This is a genomic window from Pseudomonas sp. 51_B, from assembly GCF_017491595.1.
Taxonomy (GTDB): domain Bacteria; phylum Pseudomonadota; class Gammaproteobacteria; order Pseudomonadales; family Pseudomonadaceae; genus Aquipseudomonas; species Aquipseudomonas promysalinigenes.
The window spans coordinates 1-18296 of sequence record NZ_JAFGYW010000039.1; the positions used below are offsets into that span (position 1 = coordinate 1).

The following is an 18296-nucleotide window of genomic DNA, read 5'->3' on the forward strand; positions in this document are numbered from 1 at the left end:
ATCCCGGCGCTCATGACTTCGCCTTCTTCCCATTTCTGATCCTCTTCAAAAGGCCACCTGTTACTGGTCGATTTAAGTCAACCTTTACCGCTGATTCGTGGAACAGATACTCTCTTCCATCCTTAACCGGAGGTGGGAATATCCTGCATTCCCGAACCCATCGACGAACTGTTTCAAGGCTTCTTGGACGTCGCTGGCGTGCGTTCCACTCCTGAAGTGTCAAGTACATCGCAAAGTCTCCGCAATTACACGCAAGAAAAAACCGCCATCAGGCGGCTTGGTGTTCTTTCAGTTCTTCAATTCGAATATTGGTTACGTCTGCATGTGCTATCTGCGCCCATATCATCCAGTGGTCGTAGCAGTCGTTGATGTTCTCCGCTTCGATAACTCTGTTGAATGGCTCTCCATTCCATTCTCCTGTGACTCGGAAGTGCATTTATCATCTCCATAAAACAAAACCCGCCGTAGCGAGTTCAGATAAAATAAATCCCCGCGAGTGCGAGGATTGTTATGTAATATTGGGTTTAATCATCTATATGTTTTGTACAGAGAGGGCAAGTATCGTTTCCACCGTACTCGTGATAATAATTTTGCACGGTATCAGTCATTTCTCGCACATTGCAGAATGGGGATTTGTCTTCATTAGACTTATAAACCTTCATGGAATATTTGTATGCCGACTCTATATCTATACCTTCATCTACATAAACACCTTCGTGATGTCTGCATGGAGACAAGACACCGGATCTGCACAACATTGATAACGCCCAATCTTTTTGCTCAGACTCTAACTCATTGATACTCATTTATAAACTCCTTGCAATGTATGTCGTTTCAGCTAAACGGTATCAGCAATGTTTATGTAAAGAAACAGTAAGATAATACTCAACCCGATGTTTGAGTACGGTCATCATCTGACACTACAGACTCTGGCATCGCTGTGAAGACGACGCGAAATTCAGCATTTTCACAAGCGTTATCTTTTACAAAACCGATCTCACTCTCCTTTGATGCGAATGCCAGCGTCAGACATCATATGCAGATACTCACCTGCATCCTGAACCCATTGACCTCCAACCCCGTAATAGCGATGCGTAATGATGTCGATAGTTACTAACGGGTCTTGTTCGATTAACTGCCGCAGAAACTCTTCCAGGTCACCAGTGCAGTGCTTGATAACAGGAGTCTTCCCAGGATGGCGAACAACAAGAAACTGGTTTCCGTCTTCACGGACTTCGTTGCTTTCCAGTTTAGCAATACGCTTACTCCCATCCGAGATAACACCTTCGTAATACTCACGCTGCTCGTTGAGTTTTGATTTTGCTGTTTCAAGCTCAACACGCAGTTTCCCTACTGTTAGCGCAATATCCTCGTTCTCCTGGTCGCGGCGTTTGATGTATTGCTGGTTTCTTTCCCGTTCATCCAGCAGTTCCAGCACAATCGATGGTGTTACCAATTCATGGAAAAGGTCTGCGTCAAATCCCCAGTCGTCATGCATTGCCTGCTCTGCCGCTTCACGCAGTGCCTGAGAGTTAATTTCGCTCACTTCGAACCTCTCTGTTTACTGATAAGTTCCAGATCCTCCTGGCAACTTGCACAAGTCCGACAACCCTGAACGACCAGGCGTCTTCGTTCATCTATCGGATCGCCACACTCACAACAATGAGTGGCAGATATAGCCTGGTGGTTCAGGCGGCGCATTTTTATTGCTGTGTTGCGCTGTAATTCTTCTATTTCTGATGCTGAATCAATGATGTCTGCCATCTTTCATTAATCCCTGAACTGTTGGTTAATACGCTTGAGGGTGAATGCGAATAATAAAAAAGGAGCCTGTAGCTCCCTGATGATTTTGCTTTTCATGTTCATCGTTCCTTAAAGACGCCGTTTAACATGCCGATTGCCAGGCTTAAATGAGTCGGTGTGAATCCCATCAGCGTTACCGTTTCGCGGTGCTTCTTCAGTACGCTACGGCAAATGTCATCGACGTTTTTATCCGGAAACTGCTGTCTGGCTTTTTTTGATTTCAGAATTAGCCTGACGGGCAATGCTGCGAAGGGCGTTTTCCTGCTGAGGTGTCATTGAACAAGTCCCATGTCGGCAAGCATAAGCACACAGAATATGAAGCCCGCTGCCAGAAAAATGCATTCCGTGGTTGTCATACCTGGTTTCTCTCATCTGCTTCTGCTTTCGCCACCATCATTTCCAGCTTTTGTGAAAGGGATGCGGCTAACGTATGAAATTCTTCGTCTGTTTCTACTGGTATTGGCACAAACCTGATTCCAATTTGAGCAAGGCTATGTGCCATCTCGATACTCGTTCTTAACTCAACAGAAGATGCTTTGTGCATACAGCCCCTCGTTTATTATTTATCTCCTCAGCCAGCCGCTGTGCTTTCAGTGGATTTCGGATAACAGAAAGGCCGGGAAATACCCAGCCTCGCTTTGTAACGGAGTAGACGAAAGTGATTGCGCCTACCCGGATATTATCGTGAGGATGCGTCATCGCCATTGCTCCCCAAATACAAAACCAATTTCAGCCAGTGCCTCGTCCATTTTTTCGATGAACTCCGGCACGATCTCGTCAAAACTCGCCATGTACTTTTCATCCCGCTCAATCACGACATAATGCAGGCCTTCACGCTTCATACGCGGGTCATAGTTGGCAAAGTACCAGGCATTTTTTCGCGTCACCCACATGCTGTACTGCACCTGGGCCATGTAAGCTGACTTTATGGCCTCGAAACCACCGAGCCGGAACTTCATGAAATCCCGGGAGGTAAACGGGCATTTCAGTTCAAGGCCGTTGCCGTCACTGCATAAACCATCGGGAGAGCAGGCGGTACGCATACTTTCGTCGCGATAGATGATCGGGGATTCAGTAACATTCACGCCGGAAGTGAATTCAAACAGGGTTCTGGCGTCGTTCTCGTACTGTTTTCCCCAGGCCAGTGCTTTAGCGTTAACTTCCGGAGCCACACCGGTGCAAACCTCAGCAAGCAGGGTGTGGAAGTAGGACATTTTCATGTCAGGCCACTTCTTTCCGGAGCGGGGTTTTGCTATCACGTTGTGAACTTCTGAAGCGGTGATGACGCCGAGCCGTAATTTGTGCCACGCATCATCCCCCTGTTCGACAGCTCTCACATCGATCCCGGTACGCTGCAGGATAATGTCCGGTGTCATGCTGCCACCTTCTGCTCTGCGGCTTTCTGTTTCAGGAATCCAAGAGCTTTTACTGCTTCGGCCTGTGTCAGTTCTGACGATGCACGAATGTCGCGGCGAAATATCTGGGAACAGAGCGGCAATAAGTCGTCATCCCATGTTTTATCCAGGGCGATCAGCAGAGTGTTAATCTCCTGCATGGTTTCATCGTTAACCGGAGTGATGTCGCGTTCCGGCTGACGTTCTGCAGTGTATGCAGTATTTTCGACAATGCGCTCGGCTTCATCCTTGTCATAGATACCAGCAAATCCGAAGGCCAGACGGGCACACTGAATCATGGCTTTATGACGTAACATCCGTTTGGGATGCGACTGCCACGGCCCCGTGATTTCTCTGCCTTCGCGAGTTTTGAATGGTTCGCGGCGGCATTCATCCATCCATTCGGTAACGCAGATCGGATGATTACGGTCCTTGCGGTAAATCCGGCATGTACAGGATTCATTGTCCTGCTCAAAGTCCATGCCATCAAACTGCTGGTTTTCATTGATGATGCGGGACCAGCCATCAACGCCCACCACCGGAACGATGCCATTCTGCTTATCAGGAAAGGCGTAAATTTCTTTCGTCCACGGATTAAGGCCGTACTGGTTGGCAACGATCAGTAATGCGATGAACTGCGCATCGCTGGCATCACCTTTAAATGCCGTCTGGCGAAGAGTGGTGATCAGTTCCTGTGGGTCGACAGAATCCATGCCGACACGTTCAGCCAGCTTCCCAGCCAGCGTTGCGAGTGCAGTACTCATTCGTTTTATACCTCTGAATCAATATCAACCTGGTGGTGAGCAATGGTTTCAACCATGTACCGGATGTGTTCTGCCATGCGCTCCTGAAACTCAACATCGTCATCAAACGCACGGGTAATGGATTTTTTGCTGGCCCCGTGGCGTTGCAAATGATCGATGCATAGCGATTCAAACAGGTGCTGGGGCAGGCCTTTTTCCATGTCGTCTGCCAGTTCTGCCTCTTTCTCTTCACGGGCGAGCTGCTGGTAGTGACGCGCCCAGCTCTGAGCCTCAAGACGATCCTGAATGTAATAAGCGTTCATGGCTGAACTCCTGAAATAGCTGTGAAAATATCGCCCGCGAAATGCCGGGCTGATTAGGAAAACAGGAAAGGGGGTTAGTGAATGCTTTTGCTTGATCTCAGTTTCAGTATTAATATCCATTTTTTATAAGCGTCGACGGCTTCACGAAACATCTTTTCATCGCCAATAAAAGTGGCGATAGTGAATTTAGTCTGGATAGCCATAAGTGTTTGATCCATTCTTTGGGACTCCTGGCTGATTAAGTATGTCGATAAGGCGTTTCCATCCGTCACGTAATTTACGGGTGATTCGTTCAAGTAAAGATTCGGAAGGGCAGCCAGCAACAGGCCACCCTGCAATGGCATATTGCATGGTGTGCTCCTTATTTATACATAACGAAAAACGCCTCGAGTGAAGCGTTATTGGTATGCGGTAAAACCGCACTCAGGCGGCCTTGATAGTCATATCATCTGAATCAAATATTCCTGATGTATCGATATCGGTAATTCTTATTCCTTCGCTACCATCCATTGGAGGCCATCCTTCCTGACCATTTCCATCATTCCAGTCGAACTCACACACAACACCATATGCATTTAAGTCGCTTGAAATTGCTATAAGCAGAGCATGTTGCGCCAGCATGATTAATACAGCATTTAATACAGAGCCGTGTTTATTGAGTCGGTATTCAGAGTCTGACCAGAAATTATTAATCTGGTGAAGTTTTTCCTCTGTCATTACGTCATGGTCGATTTCAATTTCTATTGATGCTTTCCAGTCGTAATCAATGATGTATTTTTTGATGTTTGACATCTGTTCATATCCTCACAGATAAAAAATCGCCCTCACACTGGAGGGCAAAGAAGATTTCCAATAATCAGAACAAGTCGGCTCCTGTTTAGTTACGAGCGACATTGCTCCGTGTATTCACTCGTTGGAATGAATACACAGTGCAGTGTTTATTCTGTTATTTATGCCAAAAATAAAGGCCACTATCAGGCAGCTTTGTTGTTCTGTTTACCAAGTTCTCTGGCAATCATTGCCGTCGTTCGTATTGCCCATTTATCGACATATTTCCCATCTTCCATTACAGGAAACATTTCTTCAGGCTTAACCATGCATTCCGATTGCAGCTTGCATCCATTGCATCGCTTGAATTGTCCACACCATTGATTTTTATCAATAGTCGTAGTCATACGGATAGTCCTGGTATTGTTCCATCACATCCTGAGGATGCTCTTCGAACTCTTCAAATTCTTCTTCCATATATCACCTTAAATAGTGGATTGCGGTAGTAAAGATTGTGCCTGTCTTTTAACCACATCAGGCTCGGTGGTTCTCGTGTACCCCTACAGCGAGAAATCGGATAAACTATTACAACCCCTACAGTTTGATGAGTATAGAAATGGATCCACTCGTTATTCTCGGACGAGTGTTCAGTAATGAACCTCTGGAGAGAACCATGTATATGATCGTTATCTGGGTTGGACTTCTGCTTTTAAGCCCAGATAACTGGCCTGAATATGTTAATGAGAGAATCGGTATTCCTCATGTGTGGCATGTTTTCGTCTTTGCTCTTGCATTTTCGCTAGCAATTAATGTGCATCGATTATCAGCTATTGCCAGCGCCAGATATAAGCGATTTAAGCTAAGAAAACGCATTAAGATGCAAAACGATAAAGTGCGATCAGTAATTCAAAACCTTACAGAAGAGCAATCTATGGTTTTGTGCGCAGCCCTTAATGAAGGCAGGAAGTATGTGGTTACATCAAAACAATTCCCATACATTAGTGAGTTGATTGAGCTTGGTGTGTTGAACAAAACTTTTTCCCGATGGAATGGAAAGCATATATTATTCCCTATTGAGGATATTTACTGGACTGAATTAGTTGCCAGCTATGATCCATATAATATTGAGATAAAGCCAAGGCCAATATCTAAGTAACTAGATAAGAGGAATCGATTTTCCCTTAATTTTCTGGCGTCCACTGCATGTTATGCCGCGTTCGCCAGGCTTGCTGTACCATGTGCGCTGATTCTTGCGCTCAATACGTTGCAGGTTGCTTTCAATCTGTTTGTGGTATTCAGCCAGCACTGTAAGGTCTATCGGATTTAGTGCGCTTTCTACTCGTGATTTCGGTTTGCGATTCAGCGAGAGAATAGGGCGGTTAACTGGTTTTGCGCTTACCCCAACCAACAGGGGATTTGCTGCTTTCCATTGAGCCTGTTTCTCTGCGCGACGTTCGCGGCGGCGTGTTTGTGCATCCATCTGGATTCTCCTGTCAGTTAGCTTTGGTGGTGTGTGGCAGTTGTAGTCCTGAACGAAAACCCCCCGCGATTGGCACATTGGCAGCTAATCCGGAATCGCACTTACGGCCAATGCTTCGTTTCGTATCACACACCCCAAAGCCTTCTGCTTTGAATGCTGCCCTTCTTCAGGGCTTAATTTTTAAGAGCGTCACCTTCATGGTGGTCAGTGCGTCCTGCTGATGTGCTCAGTATCACCGCCAGTGGTATTTATGTCAACACCGCCAGAGATAATTTATCACCGCAGATGGTTATCTGTATGTTTTTTATATGAATTTATTTTTTGCAGGGGGGCATTGTTTGGTAGGTGAGAGATCTGAATTGCTATGTTTAGTGAGTTGTATCTATTTATTTTTCAATAAATACAATTGGTTATGTGTTTTGGGGGCGATCGTGAGGCAAAGAAAACCCGGCGCTGAGGCCGGGTTATTCTTGTTCTCTGGTCAAATTATATAGTTGGAAAACAAGGATGCATATATGAATGAACGATGCAGAGGCAATGCCGATGGCGATAGTGGGTATCATGTAGCCGCTTATGCTGGAAAGAAGCAATAACCCGCAGAAAAACAAAGCTCCAAGCTCAACAAAACTAAGGGCATAGACAATAACTACCGATGTCATATACCCATACTCTCTAATCTTGGCCAGTCGGCGCGTTCTGCTTCCGATTAGAAACGTCAAGGCAGCAATCAGGATTGCAATCATGGTTCCTGCATATGATGACAATGTCGCCCCAAGACCATCTCTATGAGCTGAAAAAGAAACACCAGGAATGTAGTGGCGGAAAAGGAGATAGCAAATGCTTACGATAACGTAAGGAATTATTACTATGTAAACACCAGGCATGATTCTGTTCCGCATAATTACTCCTGATAATTAATCCTTAACTTTGCCCACCTGCCTTTTAAAACATTCCAGTATATCACTTTTCATTCTTGCGTAGCAATATGCCATCTCTTCAGCTATCTCAGCATTGGTGACCTTGTTCAGAGGCGCTGAGAGATGGCCTTTTTCTGATAGATAATGTTCTGTTAAAATATCTCCGGCCTCATCTTTTGCCCGCAGGCTAATGTCTGAAAATTGAGGTGACGGGTTAAAAATAATATCCTTGGCAACCTTTTTTATATCCCTTTTAAATTTTGGCTTAATGACTATATCCAATGAGTCAAAAAGCTCCCCTTCAATATCTGTTGCCCCTAAGACCTTTAATATATCGCCAAATACAGGTAGCTTGGCTTCTACCTTCACCGTTGTTCGGCCGATGAAATGCATATGCATAACATCGTCTTTGGTGGTTCCCCTCATCAGTGGCTCTATCTGAACGCGCTCTCCACTGCTTAATGACATTCCTTTCCCGATTAAAAAATCTGTCAGATCGGATGTGGTCGGCCCGAAAACAGTTCTGGCAAAACCAATGGTGTCGCCTTCAACAAACAAAAAAGATGGGAATCCCAATGATTCGTCATCTGCGAGGCTGTTCTTAATATCTTCAACTGAAGCTTTAGAGCGATTTATCTTCTGAACCAGACTCTTGTCATTTGTTTTGGTAAAGAGAAAAGTTTTTCCATCGATTTTATGAATATACAAATAATTGGAGCCAACCTGCAGGTGATGATTATCAGCCAGCAGAGAATTAAGGAAAACAGACAGGTTTATTGAGCGCTTATCTTTCCCTTTATTTTTGCTGCGGTAAGTCGCATAAAAACCATTCTTCATAATTCAATCCATTTACTATGTTATGTTCTGAGGGGAGTGAAAATTCCCCTAATTCGATGAAGATTCTTGCTCAATTGTTATCAGCTATGCGCCGACCAGAACACCTTGCCGATCAGCCAAACGTCTCTTCAGGCCACTGACTAGCGATAACTTTCCCCACAACGGAACAACTCTCATTGCATGGGATCATTGGGTACTGTGGGTTTAGTGGTTGTAAAAACACCTGACCGCTATCCCTGATCAGTTTCTTGAAGGTAAACTCATCACCCCCAAGTCTGGCTATGCAGAAATCACCTGGCTCAACAGCCTGCTCAGGGTCAACGAGAATTAACATTCCGTCAGGAAAGCTTGGCTTGGAGCCTGTTGGTGCGGTCATGGAATTACCTTCAACCTCAAGCCAGAATGCAGAATCACTGGCTTTTTTGGTTGTGCTTACCCATCTCTCCGCATCACCTTTGGTAAAGGTTCTAAGCTTAGGTGAGAACATCCCTGCCTGAACATGAGAAAAAACAGGGTACTCATACTCACTTCTAAGTGACGGCTGCATACTAACCGCTTCATACATCTCGTAGATTTCTCTGGCGATTGAAGGGCTAAATTCTTCAACGCTAACTTTGAGAATTTTTGTAAGCAATGCGGCGTTATAAGCATTTAATGCATTGATGCCATTAAATAAAGCACCAACGCCTGACTGCCCCATCCCCATCTTGTCTGCGACAGATTCCTGGGATAAGCCAAGTTCATTTTTCTTTTTTTCATAAATTGCTTTAAGGCGACGTGCGTCCTCAAGCTGCTCTTGTGTTAATGGTTTCTTTTTTGTGCTCATACGTTAAATCTATCACCGCAAGGGATAAATATCTAACACCGTGCGTGTTGACTATTTTACCTCTGGCGGTGATAATGGTTGCATGTACTAAGGAGGTTGTATGGAACAACGCATAACCCTGAAAGATTATGCAATGCGCTTTGGGCAAACCAAGACAGCTAAAGATCTCGGCGTATATCAAAGCGCGATCAACAAGGCCATTCATGCAGGCCGAAAGATTTTTTTAACTATAAACGCTGATGGAAGCGTTTATGCGGAAGAGGTAAAGCCCTTCCCGAGTAACAAAAAAACAACAGCATAAATAACCCCGCTCTTACACATTCCAGCCCTGAAAAAGGGCATCAAATTAAACCACACCTATGGTGTATGCATTTATTTGCATACATTCAATCAATTGTTATCTAAGGAAATACTTACATATGGTTCGTGCAAACAAACGCAACGAGGCTCTACGAATCGAGAGTGCGTTGCTTAACAAAATCGCAATGCTTGGAACTGAGAAGACAGCGGAAGCTGTGGGCGTTGATAAGTCGCAGATCAGCAGGTGGAAGAGGGACTGGATTCCAAAGTTCTCAATGCTGCTTGCTGTTCTTGAATGGGGGGTCGTTGACGACGACATGGCTCGATTGGCGCGACAAGTTGCTGCGATTCTCACCAATAAAAAACGCCCGGCGGCAACCGAGCGTTCTGAACAAATCCAGATGGAGTTCTGAGGTCATTACTGGATCTATCAACAGGAGTCATTATGACAAATACAGCAAAAATACTCAACTTCGGCAGAGGTAACTTTGCCGGACAGGAGCGTAATGTGGCAGATCTCGATGATGGTTACGCCAGACTATCAAATATGCTGCTTGAGGCTTATTCGGGCGCAGATCTGACCAAGCGACAGTTTAAAGTGCTGCTTGCCATTCTGCGTAAAACCTATGGGTGGAATAAACCAATGGACAGAATCACCGATTCTCAACTTAGCGAGATTACAAAGTTACCTGTCAAACGGTGCAATGAAGCCAAGTTAGAACTCGTCAGAATGAATATTATCAAGCAGCAAGGCGGCATGTTTGGACCAAATAAAAACATCTCAGAATGGTGCATCCCTCAAAACGAGGGAAAATCCCCTAAAACGAGGGATAAAACATCCCTCAAATTGGGGGATTGCTATCCCTCAAAACAGGGGGACACAAAAGACACTATTACAAAAGAAAAAAGAAAAGATTATTCGTCAGAGAATTCTGGCGAATCCTCTGACCAGCCAGAAAACGACCTTTCTGTGGTGAAACCGGATGCTGCAATTCAGAGCGGCAGCAAGTGGGGGACAGCAGAAGACCTGACCGCCGCAGAGTGGATGTTTGACATGGTGAAGACTATCGCACCATCAGCCAGAAAACCGAATTTTGCTGGGTGGGCTAACGATATCCGCCTGATGCGTGAACGTGACGGACGTAACCACCGCGACATGTGTGTGCTGTTCCGCTGGGCATGCCAGGACAACTTCTGGTCCGGTAACGTGCTGAGCCCGGCCAAACTCCGCGATAAGTGGACCCAACTCGAAATCAACCGTAACAAGCAACAGGCAGGCGTGACAGCCAGCAAACCAAAACTCGACCTGACAAACACAGACTGGATTTACGGGGTGGATCTATGAAAAACATCGCCGCACAGATGGTTAACTTTGACCGTGAGCAGATGCGTCGGATCGCCAACAACATGCCGGAACAGTACGACGAAAAGCCGCAGGTACAGCAGGTAGCGCAGATCATCAACGGTGTGTTCAGCCAGTTACTGGCAACTTTCCCGGCGAGCCTGGCTAACCGTGACCAGAACGAAGTGAACGAAATCCGTCGCCAGTGGGTTCTGGCTTTTCGGGAAAACGGGATCACCACGATGGAACAGGTTAACGCAGGAATGCGCGTAGCCCGTCGGCAGAATCGACCATTTCTGCCATCACCCGGGCAGTTTGTTGCATGGTGCCGGGAAGAAGCATCCGTTACCGCCGGACTGCCAAACGTCAGCGAGCTGGTTGATATGGTTTACGAGTATTGCCGGAAGCGAGGCCTGTATCCGGATGCGGAGTCTTATCCGTGGAAATCAAACGCGCACTACTGGCTGGTTACCAACCTGTATCAGAACATGCGGGCCAATGCGCTTACTGATGCGGAATTACGCCGTAAGGCCGCAGATGAGCTTGTCCATATGACTGCGAGAATTAACCGTGGTGAGGCGATCCCTGAACCAGTAAAACAACTTCCTGTCATGGGCGGTAGACCTCTAAATCGTGCACAGGCTCTGGCGAAGATCGCAGAAATCAAAGCTAAGTTCGGACTGAAAGGAGCAAGTGTATGACGGGCAAAGAGGCAATTATTCATTACCTGGGGACGCATAATAGCTTCTGTGCGCCGGACGTTGCCGCGCTAACAGGCGCAACAGTAACCAGCATAAATCAGGCCGCGGCTAAAATGGCACGGGCAGGTCTTCTGGTTATCGAAGGTAAGGTCTGGCGAACGGTGTATTACCGGTTTGCTACCAGGGAAGAACGGGAAGGAAAGATGAGCACGAACCTGGTTTTTAAGGAGTGTCGCCAGAGTGCCGCGATGAAACGGGTATTGGCGGTATATGGAGTTAAAAGATGACCATCTACATTACTGAGCTAATAACAGGCCTGCTGGTAATCGCAGGCCTTTTTATTTGGGGGAGAGGGAAGTCATGAAAAAACTAACCTTTGAAATTCGATCTCCAGCACATCAGCAAAACGCTATTCACGCAGTACAGCAAATCCTTCCAGACCCAACCAAACCAATCGTAGTAACCATTCAGGAACGCAACCGCAGCTTAGACCAAAACAGGAAGCTATGGGCCTGCTTAGGTGACGTCTCTCGTCAGGTTGAATGGCATGGTCGCTGGCTGGATGCAGAAAGCTGGAAGTGTGTGTTTACCGCAGCATTAAAGCAGCAGGATGTTGTTCCTAACCTTGCCGGGAATGGCTTTGTGGTAATAGGCCAGTCAACCAGCAGGATGCGTGTAGGCGAATTTGCGGAGCTATTAGAGCTTATACAGGCATTCGGTACAGAGCGTGGCGTTAAGTGGTCAGACGAAGCGAGACTGGCTCTGGAGTGGAAAGCGAGATGGGGAGACAGGGCTGCATGATAAATGTCGTTAGTTTCTCCGGTGGCAGGACGTCAGCATATTTGCTCTGGCTAATGGAGCAAAAGCGACGGGCAGGTAAAGACGTGCATTACGTTTTCATGGATACAGGTTGTGAACATCCAATGACATATCGGTTTGTCAGGGAAGTTGTGAAGTTCTGGGATATACCGCTCACCTTATTGCAGGTTGATATCAACCCGGAGCTTGGACAGCCAAATGGTTATACGGTATGGGAACCAAAGGATATTCAGACGCGAATGCCTGTTCTGAAGCCATTTATCGATATGGTAAAGAAATATGGCACTCCATACGTCGGCGGCGCGTTCTGCACTGACAGATTAAAACTCGTTCCCTTCACCAAATACTGTGATGACCATTTCGGGCGAGGGAATTACACCACGTGGATTGGCATCAGAGCTGATGAACCGAAGCGGCTAAAGCCAAAGCCTGGAATCAGATATCTTGCTGAACTGTCAGACTTTGAGAAGGAAGATATCCTCGCATGGTGGAAGCAACAACCATTCGATTTGCAAATACCGGAACATCTCGGTAACTGCATATTCTGCATTAAAAAATCAACGCAAAAAATCGGACTTGCCTGCAAAGATGAGGAGGGATTGCAGCGTGTTTTTAATGAGGTCATCACGGGATCCCATGTGCGTGACGGACATCGGGAAACGCCAAAGGAGATTATGTACCGAGGAAGAATGTCGCTGGACGGTATCGCGAAAATGTATTCAGAAAATGATTATCAAGCCCTGTATCAGGACATGGTACGAGCTAAAAGATTCGATACCGGCTCTTGTTCTGAGTCATGCGAAATATTTGGAGGGCAGCTTGATTTCGACTTCGGGAGGGAAGCTGCATGATGCGATGTTATCGGTGCGGTGAATGCAAAGAAGATAACCGCTTCCGACCAAATCAACCTTACTGGAATCGATGGTGTCTCCGGTGTGAAAGAACACCAACAGGGGTGTTACCACTACCGCAGGAAAAGGAGGACGTGTGGCGAGACAGCGACGAAGTATCACCGACATAATCTGCGAAAACTGCAAATACCTTCCAACGAAACGCACCAGAAATAAACCCAAGCCAATCCCAAAAGAATCTGACGTAAAAACCTTCAACTACACGGCTCACCTGTGGGATATCCGGTGGCTAAGACGTCGTGCGAGGAAAACAAGGTGATTGACCAAAATCGAAGTTACGAACAAGAAAGCGTCGAGCGAGCTTTAACGTGCGCTAACTGCGGTCAGAAGCTGCATGTGCTGGAAGTTCACGTGTGTGAGCACTGCTGCGCAGAACTGATGAGCGATCCGAATAGCTCGATGCACGAGGAAGAAGATGATGGCTAAACCAGCGCGAAGACGATGTAAAAACGATGAATGCCGGGAATGGTTTCACCCTGCATTCGCTAATCAGTGGTGGTGCTCTCCAGAGTGTGGAACCAAGATAGCACTCGAACGACGAAGTAAAGAACGCGAAAAAGCGGAAAAAGCAGCAGAGAAGAAACGACGACGAGAGGAGCAGAAACAGAAAGATAAACTTAAGATTCGAAAACTCGCCTTAAAGCCCCGCAGTTACTGGATTAAACAAGCCCAACAAGCCGTAAACGCCTTCATCAGAGAAAGAGACCGCGACTTACCATGTATCTCGTGCGGAACGCTCACGTCTGCTCAGTGGGATGCCGGACATTACCGGACAACTGCTGCGGCACCTCAACTCCGATTTAATGAACGCAATATTCACAAGCAATGCGTGGTGTGCAACCAGCACAAAAGCGGAAATCTCGTTCCGTATCGCGTCGAACTGATTAGCCGCATCGGGCAGGAAGCAGTAGACGAAATCGAATCAAACCATAACCGCCATCGCTGGACTATCGAAGAGTGCAAGGCGATCAAGGCAGAGTACCAACAGAAACTCAAAGACCTGCGAAATAGCAGAAGTGAGGCCGCATGACGTTCTCAGTAAAAACCATTCCAGACATGCTCGTTGAAACATACGGAAATCAGACAGAAGTAGCACGCAGACTGAAATGTAGTCGCGGTACGGTCAGAAAATACGTTGATGATAAAGACGGGAAAATGCACGCCATCGTCAACGACGTTCTCATGGTTCATCGCGGATGGAGTGAAAGAGATGCGCTATTACGAAAAAATTGATGGCAGCAAATACCGAAATATTTGGGTAGTTGGCGATCTGCACGGATGCTACACGAACCTGATGAACAAACTGGATACGATTGGATTCGACAACAAAAAAGACCTGCTTATCTCGGTGGGCGATTTGGTTGATCGTGGTGCAGAGAACGTTGAATGCCTGGAATTAATCACATTCCCCTGGTTCAGAGCTGTACGTGGAAACCATGAGCAAATGATGATTGATGGCTTATCAGAGCGTGGAAACGTTAATCACTGGCTGCTTAATGGCGGTGGCTGGTTCTTTAATCTCGATTACGACAAAGAAATTCTGGCTAAAGCTCTTGCCCATAAAGCAGATGAACTTCCGTTAATCATCGAACTGGTGAGCAAAGATAAAAAATATGTTATCTGCCACGCCGATTATCCCTTTGACGAATACGAGTTTGGAAAGCCAGTTGATCATCAGCAGGTAATCTGGAACCGCGAACGAATCAGCAACTCACAAAACGGGATCGTGAAAGAAATCAAAGGCGCGGACACGTTCATCTTTGGTCATACGCCAGCAGTGAAACCACTCAAGTTTGCCAACCAAATGTATATCGATACCGGCGCAGTGTTCTGCGGAAACCTAACATTGATTCAGGTACAGGGAGAAGGCGCATGAGACTCGAAAGCGTAGCTAAATTTCATTCGCCAAAAAGCCCGATGATGAGCGACTCACCACGGGCCACGGCTTCTGACTCTCTTTCCGGTACTGATGTGATGGCTGCTATGGGGATGGCGCAATCACAAGCCGGATTCGGTATGGCTGCATTCTGCGGTAAGCACGAACTCAGCCAGAACGACAAACAAAAGGCTATCAACTATCTGATGCAATTTGCACACAAGGTATCGGGGAAATACCGTGGTGTGGCAAAGCTTGAAGGAAATACTAAGGCAAAGGTACTGCAAGTGCTCGCAACATTCGCTTATGCGGATTATTGCCGTAGTGCCGCGACGCCGGGGGCAAGATGCAGAGATTGCCATGGTACAGGCCGTGCGGTTGATATTGCCAAAACAGAGCTGTGGGGGAGAGTTGTCGAGAAAGAGTGCGGAAGATGCAAAGGCGTCGGCTATTCAAGGATGCCAGCAAGCGCAGCATATCGCGCTGTGACGATGCTAATCCCAAACCTTACCCAACCCACCTGGTCACGCACTGTTAAGCCGCTGTATGACGCTCTGGTGGTGCAATGCCACAAAGAAGAGTCAATCGCAGACAACATTTTGAATGCGGTCACACGTTAGCAGCATGATTGCCACGGATGGCAACATATTAACGGCATGATATTGACTTATTGAATAAAATTGGGTAAATTTGACTCAACGATGGGTTAATTCGCTCGTTGTGGTAGTGAGATGAAAAGAGGCGGCGCTTACTACCGATTCCGCCTAGTTGGTCACTTCGACGTATCGTCTGGAACTCCAACCATCGCAGGCAGAGAGGTCTGCAAAATGCAATCCCGAAACAGTTCGCAGGTAATAGTTAGAGCCTGCATAACGGTTTCGGGATTTTTTATATCTGCACAACAGGTAAGAGCATTGAGTCGATAATCGTGAAGAGTCGGCGAGCCTGGTTAGCCAGTGCTCTTTCCGTTGTGCTGAATTAAGCGAATACCGGAAGCAGAACCGGATCACCAAATGCGTACAGGCGTCATCGCCGCCCAGCAACAGCACAACCCAAACTGAGCCGTAGCCACTGTCTGTCCTGAATTCATTAGTAATAGTTACGCTGCGGCCTTTTACACATGACCTTCGTGAAAGCGGGTGGCAGGAGGTCGCGCTAACAACCTCCTGCCGTTTTGCCCGTGCATATCGGTCACGAACAAATCTGATTACTAAACACAGTAGCCTGGATTTGTTCTATCAGTAATCGACCTTATTCCTAATTAAATAGAGCAAATCCCCTTATTGGGGGTAAGACATGAAGATGCCAGAAAAACATGACCTGTTGGCCGCCATTCTCGCGGCAAAGGAACAAGGCATCGGGGCAATCCTTGCGTTTGCAATGGCGTACCTTCGCGGCAGATATAATGGCGGTGCGTTTACAAAAACAGTAATCGACGCAACGATGTGCGCCATTATCGCCTAGTTCATTCGTGACCTTCTCGACTTCGCCGGACTAAGTAGCAATCTCGCTTATATAACGAGCGTGTTTATCGGCTACATCGGTACTGACTCGATTGGTTCGCTTATCAAACGCTTCGCTGCTAAAAAAGCCGGAGTAGAAGATGGTAGAAATCAATAATCAACGTAAGGCGTTCCTCGATATGCTGGCGTGGTCGGAGGGAACTGATAACGGACGTCAGAAAACCAGAAATCATGGTTATGACGTCATTGTAGGCGGAGAGCTATTTACTGATTACTCCGATCACCCTCGCAAACTTGTCACGCTAAACCCAAAACTCAAATCAACAGGCGCCGGACGCTACCAGCTTCTTTCCCGTTGGTGGGATGCCTACCGCAAGCAGCTTGGCCTGAAAGACTTCTCTCCGAAAAGTCAGGACGCTGTGGCATTGCAGCAGATTAAGGAGCGTGGCGCTTTACCTATGATTGATCGTGGTGATATCCGTCAGGCAATCGACCGTTGCAGCAATATCTGGGCTTCACTGCCGGGCGCTGGTTATGGTCAGTTCGAGCATAAGGCTGACAGCCTGATTGCAAAATTCAAAGAAGCGGGCGGAACGGTCAGAGAGATTGATGTATGAGCAGAGTCACCGCGATTATCTCCGCTCTGGTTATCTGCATCATCGTCTGCCTGTCATGGGCTGTTAATCATTACCGTGATAACGCCATTACCTACAAAGCCCAGCGCGACAAAAATGCCAGAGAACTGAAGCTGGCGAACGCGGCAATTACTGACATGCAGATGCGTCAGCGTGATGTTGCTGCGCTCGATGCAAAATACACGAAGGAGTTAGCTGATGCTAAAGCTGAAAATGATGCTCTGCGTGATGATGTTGCCGCTGGTCGTCGTCGGTTGCACATCAAAGCAGTCTGTCAGTCAGTGCGTGAAGCCACCACCGCCTCCGGCGTGGATAATGCAGCCTCCCCCCGACTGGCAGACACCGCTGAACGGGATTATTTCACCCTCAGAGAGAGGCTGATCACTATGCAAAAACAACTGGAAGGAACCCAGAAGTATATTAATGAGCAGTGCAGATAGAGTTGCCCATATCGATGGGCAACTCATGCAATTATTGTGAGCAATACACACGCGCTTCCAGCGGAGTATAAATGCCTAAAGTAATAAAACCGAGCAATCCATTTACGAATGTTTGCTGGGTTTCTGTTTTAACAACATTTTCTGCGCCGCCACAAATTTTGGCTGCATCGACAGTTTTCTTCTGCCCAATTCCAGAAACGAAGAAATGATGGGTGATGGTTTCCTTTGGTGCTACTGCTGCCGGTTTGTTTTGAACAGTAAACGTCTGTTGAGCACATCCTGTAATAAGCAGGGCCAGCGCAGTAGCGAGTAGCATTTTTTTCATGGTGTTATTCCCGATGCTTTTTGAAGTTCGCAGAATCGTATGTGTAGAAAATTAAACAAACCCTAAACAATGAGTTGAAATTTCATATTGTTAATATTTATTAATGTATGTCAGGTGCGATGAATCGTCATTGTATTCCCGGATTAACTATGTCCACAGCCCTGACGGGGAACTTCTCTGCGGGAGTGTCCGGGAATAATTAAAACGATGCACACAGGGTTTAGCGCGTACACGTATTGCATTATGCCAACGCCCCGGTGCTGACACGGAAGAAACCGGACGTTATGATTTAGCGTGGAAAGATTTGTGTAGTGTTCTGAATGCTCTCAGTAAATAGTAATGAATTATCAAAGGTATAGTAATATCTTTTATGTTCATGGATATTTGTAACCC

The 18296-nt window shown here is 46.7% G+C and carries 36 protein-coding genes and 1 pseudogene; 18 read left to right on the forward strand and 19 right to left on the reverse strand.

What is annotated here, in order from left to right; translation table 11 throughout:
- Positions 1-10 precede the first annotated feature (10 nt).
- The 13 genes from J5M56_RS22595 to J5M56_RS22660 form a co-directional block, all read right to left on the reverse strand.
- Positions 11-229, reverse strand: a complete 219-nt coding sequence (locus tag J5M56_RS22595; RefSeq protein ID WP_002414258.1) for an excisionase — start codon at positions 227-229, stop codon at positions 11-13.
- A gap of 39 nt (positions 230-268) precedes the next feature.
- Entirely contained in the window at positions 269-436 is a 168-nt protein-coding gene (locus tag J5M56_RS22600) for a hypothetical protein (RefSeq protein WP_000545733.1), read from the reverse strand.
- An 88-nt stretch (positions 437-524) separates the two neighbouring features.
- On the reverse strand, positions 525-806 hold the full coding sequence (locus J5M56_RS22605; protein ID WP_000026224.1) for a hypothetical protein: 282 nt from the start codon (positions 804-806) through the stop codon (positions 525-527).
- Positions 807-997: 191 nt separating this feature from the next.
- Positions 998-1546 carry an ead/Ea22-like family protein gene (locus J5M56_RS22610; RefSeq protein ID WP_001289873.1) on the reverse strand — a complete coding sequence of 183 codons (549 nt, stop codon included), beginning with the start codon at positions 1544-1546 and terminating at the stop codon, positions 998-1000.
- Positions 1543-1764 (reverse strand): TraR/DksA family transcriptional regulator, encoded by a 222-nt coding sequence (locus J5M56_RS22615; RefSeq protein WP_000763367.1) that lies wholly within the window; start codon positions 1762-1764, stop codon positions 1543-1545. Before J5M56_RS22615 ends, J5M56_RS22610 begins: the two co-directional genes overlap by 4 nt.
- Positions 1765-2155: 391 nt before the next feature.
- Positions 2156-2347, reverse strand: coding sequence for a DUF1382 family protein (locus J5M56_RS22620; protein ID WP_015979260.1), 192 nt, complete (start codon positions 2345-2347; stop codon positions 2156-2158).
- The gene (locus J5M56_RS22625) at positions 2320-2508 is read right to left on the reverse strand and encodes a DUF1317 domain-containing protein (protein ID WP_001251812.1); all 189 of its coding nucleotides are present in this window, start codon (positions 2506-2508) and stop codon (positions 2320-2322) included. The genes J5M56_RS22620 and J5M56_RS22625 overlap by 28 nt, the downstream gene beginning before the upstream one ends.
- Positions 2499-3179 carry a lambda exonuclease family protein gene (locus J5M56_RS22630; RefSeq protein ID WP_000186853.1) on the reverse strand — a complete coding sequence of 227 codons (681 nt, stop codon included), beginning with the start codon at positions 3177-3179 and terminating at the stop codon, positions 2499-2501. Before J5M56_RS22630 ends, J5M56_RS22625 begins: the two co-directional genes overlap by 10 nt.
- Positions 3176-3961, reverse strand: coding sequence for a phage recombination protein Bet (gene bet, locus J5M56_RS22635; RefSeq protein WP_000100844.1), 786 nt, complete (start codon positions 3959-3961; stop codon positions 3176-3178). Before bet ends, J5M56_RS22630 begins: the two co-directional genes overlap by 4 nt.
- Before the next feature lie 5 nt (positions 3962-3966).
- Positions 3967-4263 carry a host-nuclease inhibitor Gam family protein gene (locus tag J5M56_RS22640; RefSeq protein WP_000995451.1) on the reverse strand — a complete coding sequence of 99 codons (297 nt, stop codon included), beginning with the start codon at positions 4261-4263 and terminating at the stop codon, positions 3967-3969.
- A 74-nt stretch (positions 4264-4337) separates the two neighbouring features.
- Entirely contained in the window at positions 4338-4607 is a 270-nt protein-coding gene (gene kil / locus J5M56_RS27250) for a host cell division inhibitory peptide Kil (RefSeq protein WP_001130922.1), read from the reverse strand.
- Between the two features lie 79 nt (positions 4608-4686).
- The gene (locus J5M56_RS22655; RefSeq protein ID WP_000065374.1) at positions 4687-5055 is read right to left on the reverse strand and encodes a DUF2528 family protein; all 369 of its coding nucleotides are present in this window, start codon (positions 5053-5055) and stop codon (positions 4687-4689) included.
- Between the two features lie 182 nt (positions 5056-5237).
- Entirely contained in the window at positions 5238-5438 is a 201-nt protein-coding gene (locus tag J5M56_RS22660) for an antirestriction Ral family protein (protein ID WP_000213975.1), read from the reverse strand.
- A 266-nt stretch (positions 5439-5704) separates the two neighbouring features.
- On the opposite strand from J5M56_RS22660, the gene J5M56_RS22665 reads away from it, so the two are divergent.
- Complete coding sequence (locus J5M56_RS22665) at positions 5705-6187, forward strand: superinfection exclusion B family protein (protein WP_000281856.1); 483 nt, start codon at positions 5705-5707, stop codon at positions 6185-6187.
- Here the strand turns inward: J5M56_RS22665 and J5M56_RS22670 are convergent, their stop codons facing one another.
- The 4 genes from J5M56_RS22670 to J5M56_RS22685 form a co-directional block, all read right to left on the reverse strand.
- Positions 6188-6511, reverse strand: a complete 324-nt coding sequence (locus J5M56_RS22670) for an antitermination protein N (protein WP_001564525.1) — start codon at positions 6509-6511, stop codon at positions 6188-6190.
- Between the two features lie 464 nt (positions 6512-6975).
- On the reverse strand, positions 6976-7410 hold the full coding sequence (locus tag J5M56_RS22675; RefSeq protein WP_001245922.1) for a protein rexB: 435 nt from the start codon (positions 7408-7410) through the stop codon (positions 6976-6978).
- Positions 7411-7425: 15 nt separating this feature from the next.
- Complete coding sequence (locus tag J5M56_RS22680; RefSeq protein WP_000788349.1) at positions 7426-8265, reverse strand: protein rexA; 840 nt, start codon at positions 8263-8265, stop codon at positions 7426-7428.
- Positions 8266-8377: 112 nt separating this feature from the next.
- Complete coding sequence (locus J5M56_RS22685; protein WP_000104864.1) at positions 8378-9091, reverse strand: LexA family transcriptional regulator; 714 nt, start codon at positions 9089-9091, stop codon at positions 8378-8380.
- A gap of 100 nt (positions 9092-9191) precedes the next feature.
- Here J5M56_RS22685 and J5M56_RS22690 point away from each other — a divergent pair, with 100 nt between their 5' ends.
- From J5M56_RS22690 to rzpD, 17 genes and pseudogenes are all read left to right on the forward strand, one after another.
- The gene (locus J5M56_RS22690) at positions 9192-9392 is read left to right on the forward strand and encodes a Cro/CI family transcriptional regulator (protein WP_000437875.1); all 201 of its coding nucleotides are present in this window, start codon (positions 9192-9194) and stop codon (positions 9390-9392) included.
- Positions 9393-9510: 118 nt separating this feature from the next.
- Positions 9511-9804 carry a lambda phage CII family protein gene (locus tag J5M56_RS22695; RefSeq protein WP_000251069.1) on the forward strand — a complete coding sequence of 98 codons (294 nt, stop codon included), beginning with the start codon at positions 9511-9513 and terminating at the stop codon, positions 9802-9804.
- Between the two features lie 32 nt (positions 9805-9836).
- On the forward strand, positions 9837-10736 hold the full coding sequence (locus J5M56_RS22700) for a replication protein (RefSeq protein ID WP_000185505.1): 900 nt from the start codon (positions 9837-9839) through the stop codon (positions 10734-10736).
- Positions 10733-11434: a replication protein P gene (locus J5M56_RS22705; RefSeq protein WP_000788910.1), complete on the forward strand. Its 702-nt coding sequence runs from the start codon at positions 10733-10735 to the stop codon at positions 11432-11434. Before J5M56_RS22700 ends, J5M56_RS22705 begins: the two co-directional genes overlap by 4 nt.
- Positions 11431-11721 carry a protein ren gene (locus J5M56_RS22710; protein WP_000145933.1) on the forward strand — a complete coding sequence of 97 codons (291 nt, stop codon included), beginning with the start codon at positions 11431-11433 and terminating at the stop codon, positions 11719-11721. The genes J5M56_RS22705 and J5M56_RS22710 overlap by 4 nt, the downstream gene beginning before the upstream one ends.
- Before the next feature lie 73 nt (positions 11722-11794).
- Positions 11795-12235: a recombination protein NinB gene (locus tag J5M56_RS22715; protein WP_000736903.1), complete on the forward strand. Its 441-nt coding sequence runs from the start codon at positions 11795-11797 to the stop codon at positions 12233-12235.
- A complete protein-coding gene (locus J5M56_RS22720) occupies positions 12232-13104 on the forward strand; it encodes a phosphoadenosine phosphosulfate reductase family protein (protein ID WP_207937851.1) in 873 nt (290 codons plus the stop codon). The genes J5M56_RS22715 and J5M56_RS22720 overlap by 4 nt, the downstream gene beginning before the upstream one ends.
- Entirely contained in the window at positions 13104-13274 is a 171-nt protein-coding gene (gene ninD, locus J5M56_RS22725; protein ID WP_223368622.1) for a protein NinD, read from the forward strand. The genes J5M56_RS22720 and ninD overlap by 1 nt, the downstream gene beginning before the upstream one ends.
- Positions 13241-13423, forward strand: coding sequence for a NinE family protein (locus J5M56_RS22730; RefSeq protein ID WP_000113775.1), 183 nt, complete (start codon positions 13241-13243; stop codon positions 13421-13423). Before ninD ends, J5M56_RS22730 begins: the two co-directional genes overlap by 34 nt.
- A complete protein-coding gene (locus J5M56_RS27255) occupies positions 13420-13590 on the forward strand; it encodes a protein NinF (RefSeq protein ID WP_000566997.1) in 171 nt (56 codons plus the stop codon). The genes J5M56_RS22730 and J5M56_RS27255 overlap by 4 nt, the downstream gene beginning before the upstream one ends.
- Positions 13583-14194, forward strand: coding sequence for a recombination protein NinG (locus tag J5M56_RS22740; protein WP_001108044.1), 612 nt, complete (start codon positions 13583-13585; stop codon positions 14192-14194). Before J5M56_RS27255 ends, J5M56_RS22740 begins: the two co-directional genes overlap by 8 nt.
- Entirely contained in the window at positions 14191-14397 is a 207-nt protein-coding gene (locus J5M56_RS22745) for a phage NinH family protein (protein WP_002901791.1), read from the forward strand. Before J5M56_RS22740 ends, J5M56_RS22745 begins: the two co-directional genes overlap by 4 nt.
- Positions 14375-15040, forward strand: coding sequence for a serine/threonine protein phosphatase (locus tag J5M56_RS22750; RefSeq protein ID WP_001271136.1), 666 nt, complete (start codon positions 14375-14377; stop codon positions 15038-15040). Before J5M56_RS22745 ends, J5M56_RS22750 begins: the two co-directional genes overlap by 23 nt.
- Positions 15037-15660: an antitermination protein gene (locus J5M56_RS22755; RefSeq protein WP_001235459.1), complete on the forward strand. Its 624-nt coding sequence runs from the start codon at positions 15037-15039 to the stop codon at positions 15658-15660. Before J5M56_RS22750 ends, J5M56_RS22755 begins: the two co-directional genes overlap by 4 nt.
- A 682-nt stretch (positions 15661-16342) precedes the next feature.
- Positions 16343-16660 (forward strand): annotated as a pseudogene (locus tag J5M56_RS26830) (phage holin, lambda family).
- A complete protein-coding gene (locus J5M56_RS22770; RefSeq protein ID WP_000229403.1) occupies positions 16644-17120 on the forward strand; it encodes a glycoside hydrolase family protein in 477 nt (158 codons plus the stop codon). Before J5M56_RS26830 ends, J5M56_RS22770 begins: the two are co-directional and overlap by 17 nt.
- Positions 17117-17578 (forward strand): prophage endopeptidase RzpD, encoded by a 462-nt coding sequence (gene rzpD / locus J5M56_RS22775; RefSeq protein ID WP_000092275.1) that lies wholly within the window; start codon positions 17117-17119, stop codon positions 17576-17578. Before J5M56_RS22770 ends, rzpD begins: the two co-directional genes overlap by 4 nt.
- Positions 17579-17609: 31 nt before the next feature.
- Here the strand turns inward: rzpD and bor are convergent, their stop codons facing one another.
- Entirely contained in the window at positions 17610-17903 is a 294-nt protein-coding gene (bor, locus tag J5M56_RS22780) for a serum resistance lipoprotein Bor (protein WP_000738492.1), read from the reverse strand.
- Between the two features lie 289 nt (positions 17904-18192).
- Positions 18193-18296 (reverse strand): DUF1398 family protein (locus J5M56_RS26835; RefSeq protein ID WP_220272607.1); only part of this gene is annotated, 104 nt, incomplete at its 5' end.

Excerpts from the sequence above, each read along its gene's own strand:
- J5M56_RS22595 (WP_002414258.1), bottom strand. The coding sequence starts at position 229 with ATGTACTTGACACTTCAGGAGTGGAACGCACGCCAGCGACGTCCAAGA.
- J5M56_RS22600 (WP_000545733.1), bottom strand. The coding sequence starts at position 436 with ATGCACTTCCGAGTCACAGGAGAATGGAATGGAGAGCCATTCAACAGA.
- J5M56_RS22605 (WP_000026224.1), bottom strand. The coding sequence starts at position 806 with ATGAGTATCAATGAGTTAGAGTCTGAGCAAAAAGATTGGGCGTTATCA.
- J5M56_RS22615 (WP_000763367.1), bottom strand. The coding sequence starts at position 1,764 with ATGGCAGACATCATTGATTCAGCATCAGAAATAGAAGAATTACAGCGC.
- J5M56_RS22620 (WP_015979260.1), bottom strand. The coding sequence starts at position 2,347 with ATGCACAAAGCATCTTCTGTTGAGTTAAGAACGAGTATCGAGATGGCA.
- J5M56_RS22625 (WP_001251812.1), bottom strand. The coding sequence starts at position 2,508 with ATGGCGATGACGCATCCTCACGATAATATCCGGGTAGGCGCAATCACT.
- J5M56_RS22630 (WP_000186853.1), bottom strand. The coding sequence starts at position 3,179 with ATGACACCGGACATTATCCTGCAGCGTACCGGGATCGATGTGAGAGCT.
- bet (WP_000100844.1), bottom strand. The coding sequence starts at position 3,961 with ATGAGTACTGCACTCGCAACGCTGGCTGGGAAGCTGGCTGAACGTGTC.
- J5M56_RS22640 (WP_000995451.1), bottom strand. The coding sequence starts at position 4,263 with ATGAACGCTTATTACATTCAGGATCGTCTTGAGGCTCAGAGCTGGGCG.
- kil (WP_001130922.1), bottom strand. The coding sequence starts at position 4,607 with ATGCCATTGCAGGGTGGCCTGTTGCTGGCTGCCCTTCCGAATCTTTAC.
- J5M56_RS22655 (WP_000065374.1), bottom strand. The coding sequence starts at position 5,055 with ATGTCAAACATCAAAAAATACATCATTGATTACGACTGGAAAGCATCA.
- J5M56_RS22660 (WP_000213975.1), bottom strand. The coding sequence starts at position 5,438 with ATGACTACGACTATTGATAAAAATCAATGGTGTGGACAATTCAAGCGA.
- J5M56_RS22665 (WP_000281856.1), top strand. The coding sequence starts at position 5,705 with ATGTATATGATCGTTATCTGGGTTGGACTTCTGCTTTTAAGCCCAGAT.
- J5M56_RS22670 (WP_001564525.1), bottom strand. The coding sequence starts at position 6,511 with ATGGATGCACAAACACGCCGCCGCGAACGTCGCGCAGAGAAACAGGCT.
- J5M56_RS22675 (WP_001245922.1), bottom strand. The coding sequence starts at position 7,410 with ATGCGGAACAGAATCATGCCTGGTGTTTACATAGTAATAATTCCTTAC.
- J5M56_RS22680 (WP_000788349.1), bottom strand. The coding sequence starts at position 8,265 with ATGAAGAATGGTTTTTATGCGACTTACCGCAGCAAAAATAAAGGGAAA.
- J5M56_RS22685 (WP_000104864.1), bottom strand. The coding sequence starts at position 9,091 with ATGAGCACAAAAAAGAAACCATTAACACAAGAGCAGCTTGAGGACGCA.
- J5M56_RS22690 (WP_000437875.1), top strand. The coding sequence starts at position 9,192 with ATGGAACAACGCATAACCCTGAAAGATTATGCAATGCGCTTTGGGCAA.
- J5M56_RS22695 (WP_000251069.1), top strand. The coding sequence starts at position 9,511 with ATGGTTCGTGCAAACAAACGCAACGAGGCTCTACGAATCGAGAGTGCG.
- J5M56_RS22700 (WP_000185505.1), top strand. The coding sequence starts at position 9,837 with ATGACAAATACAGCAAAAATACTCAACTTCGGCAGAGGTAACTTTGCC.
- J5M56_RS22705 (WP_000788910.1), top strand. The coding sequence starts at position 10,733 with ATGAAAAACATCGCCGCACAGATGGTTAACTTTGACCGTGAGCAGATG.
- J5M56_RS22710 (WP_000145933.1), top strand. The coding sequence starts at position 11,431 with ATGACGGGCAAAGAGGCAATTATTCATTACCTGGGGACGCATAATAGC.
- J5M56_RS22715 (WP_000736903.1), top strand. The coding sequence starts at position 11,795 with ATGAAAAAACTAACCTTTGAAATTCGATCTCCAGCACATCAGCAAAAC.
- J5M56_RS22720 (WP_207937851.1), top strand. The coding sequence starts at position 12,232 with ATGATAAATGTCGTTAGTTTCTCCGGTGGCAGGACGTCAGCATATTTG.
- ninD (WP_223368622.1), top strand. The coding sequence starts at position 13,104 with ATGCGATGTTATCGGTGCGGTGAATGCAAAGAAGATAACCGCTTCCGA.
- J5M56_RS22740 (WP_001108044.1), top strand. The coding sequence starts at position 13,583 with ATGGCTAAACCAGCGCGAAGACGATGTAAAAACGATGAATGCCGGGAA.
- J5M56_RS22745 (WP_002901791.1), top strand. The coding sequence starts at position 14,191 with ATGACGTTCTCAGTAAAAACCATTCCAGACATGCTCGTTGAAACATAC.
- J5M56_RS22750 (WP_001271136.1), top strand. The coding sequence starts at position 14,375 with ATGCGCTATTACGAAAAAATTGATGGCAGCAAATACCGAAATATTTGG.
- J5M56_RS22755 (WP_001235459.1), top strand. The coding sequence starts at position 15,037 with ATGAGACTCGAAAGCGTAGCTAAATTTCATTCGCCAAAAAGCCCGATG.
- J5M56_RS22770 (WP_000229403.1), top strand. The coding sequence starts at position 16,644 with ATGGTAGAAATCAATAATCAACGTAAGGCGTTCCTCGATATGCTGGCG.
- rzpD (WP_000092275.1), top strand. The coding sequence starts at position 17,117 with ATGAGCAGAGTCACCGCGATTATCTCCGCTCTGGTTATCTGCATCATC.
- bor (WP_000738492.1), bottom strand. The coding sequence starts at position 17,903 with ATGAAAAAAATGCTACTCGCTACTGCGCTGGCCCTGCTTATTACAGGA.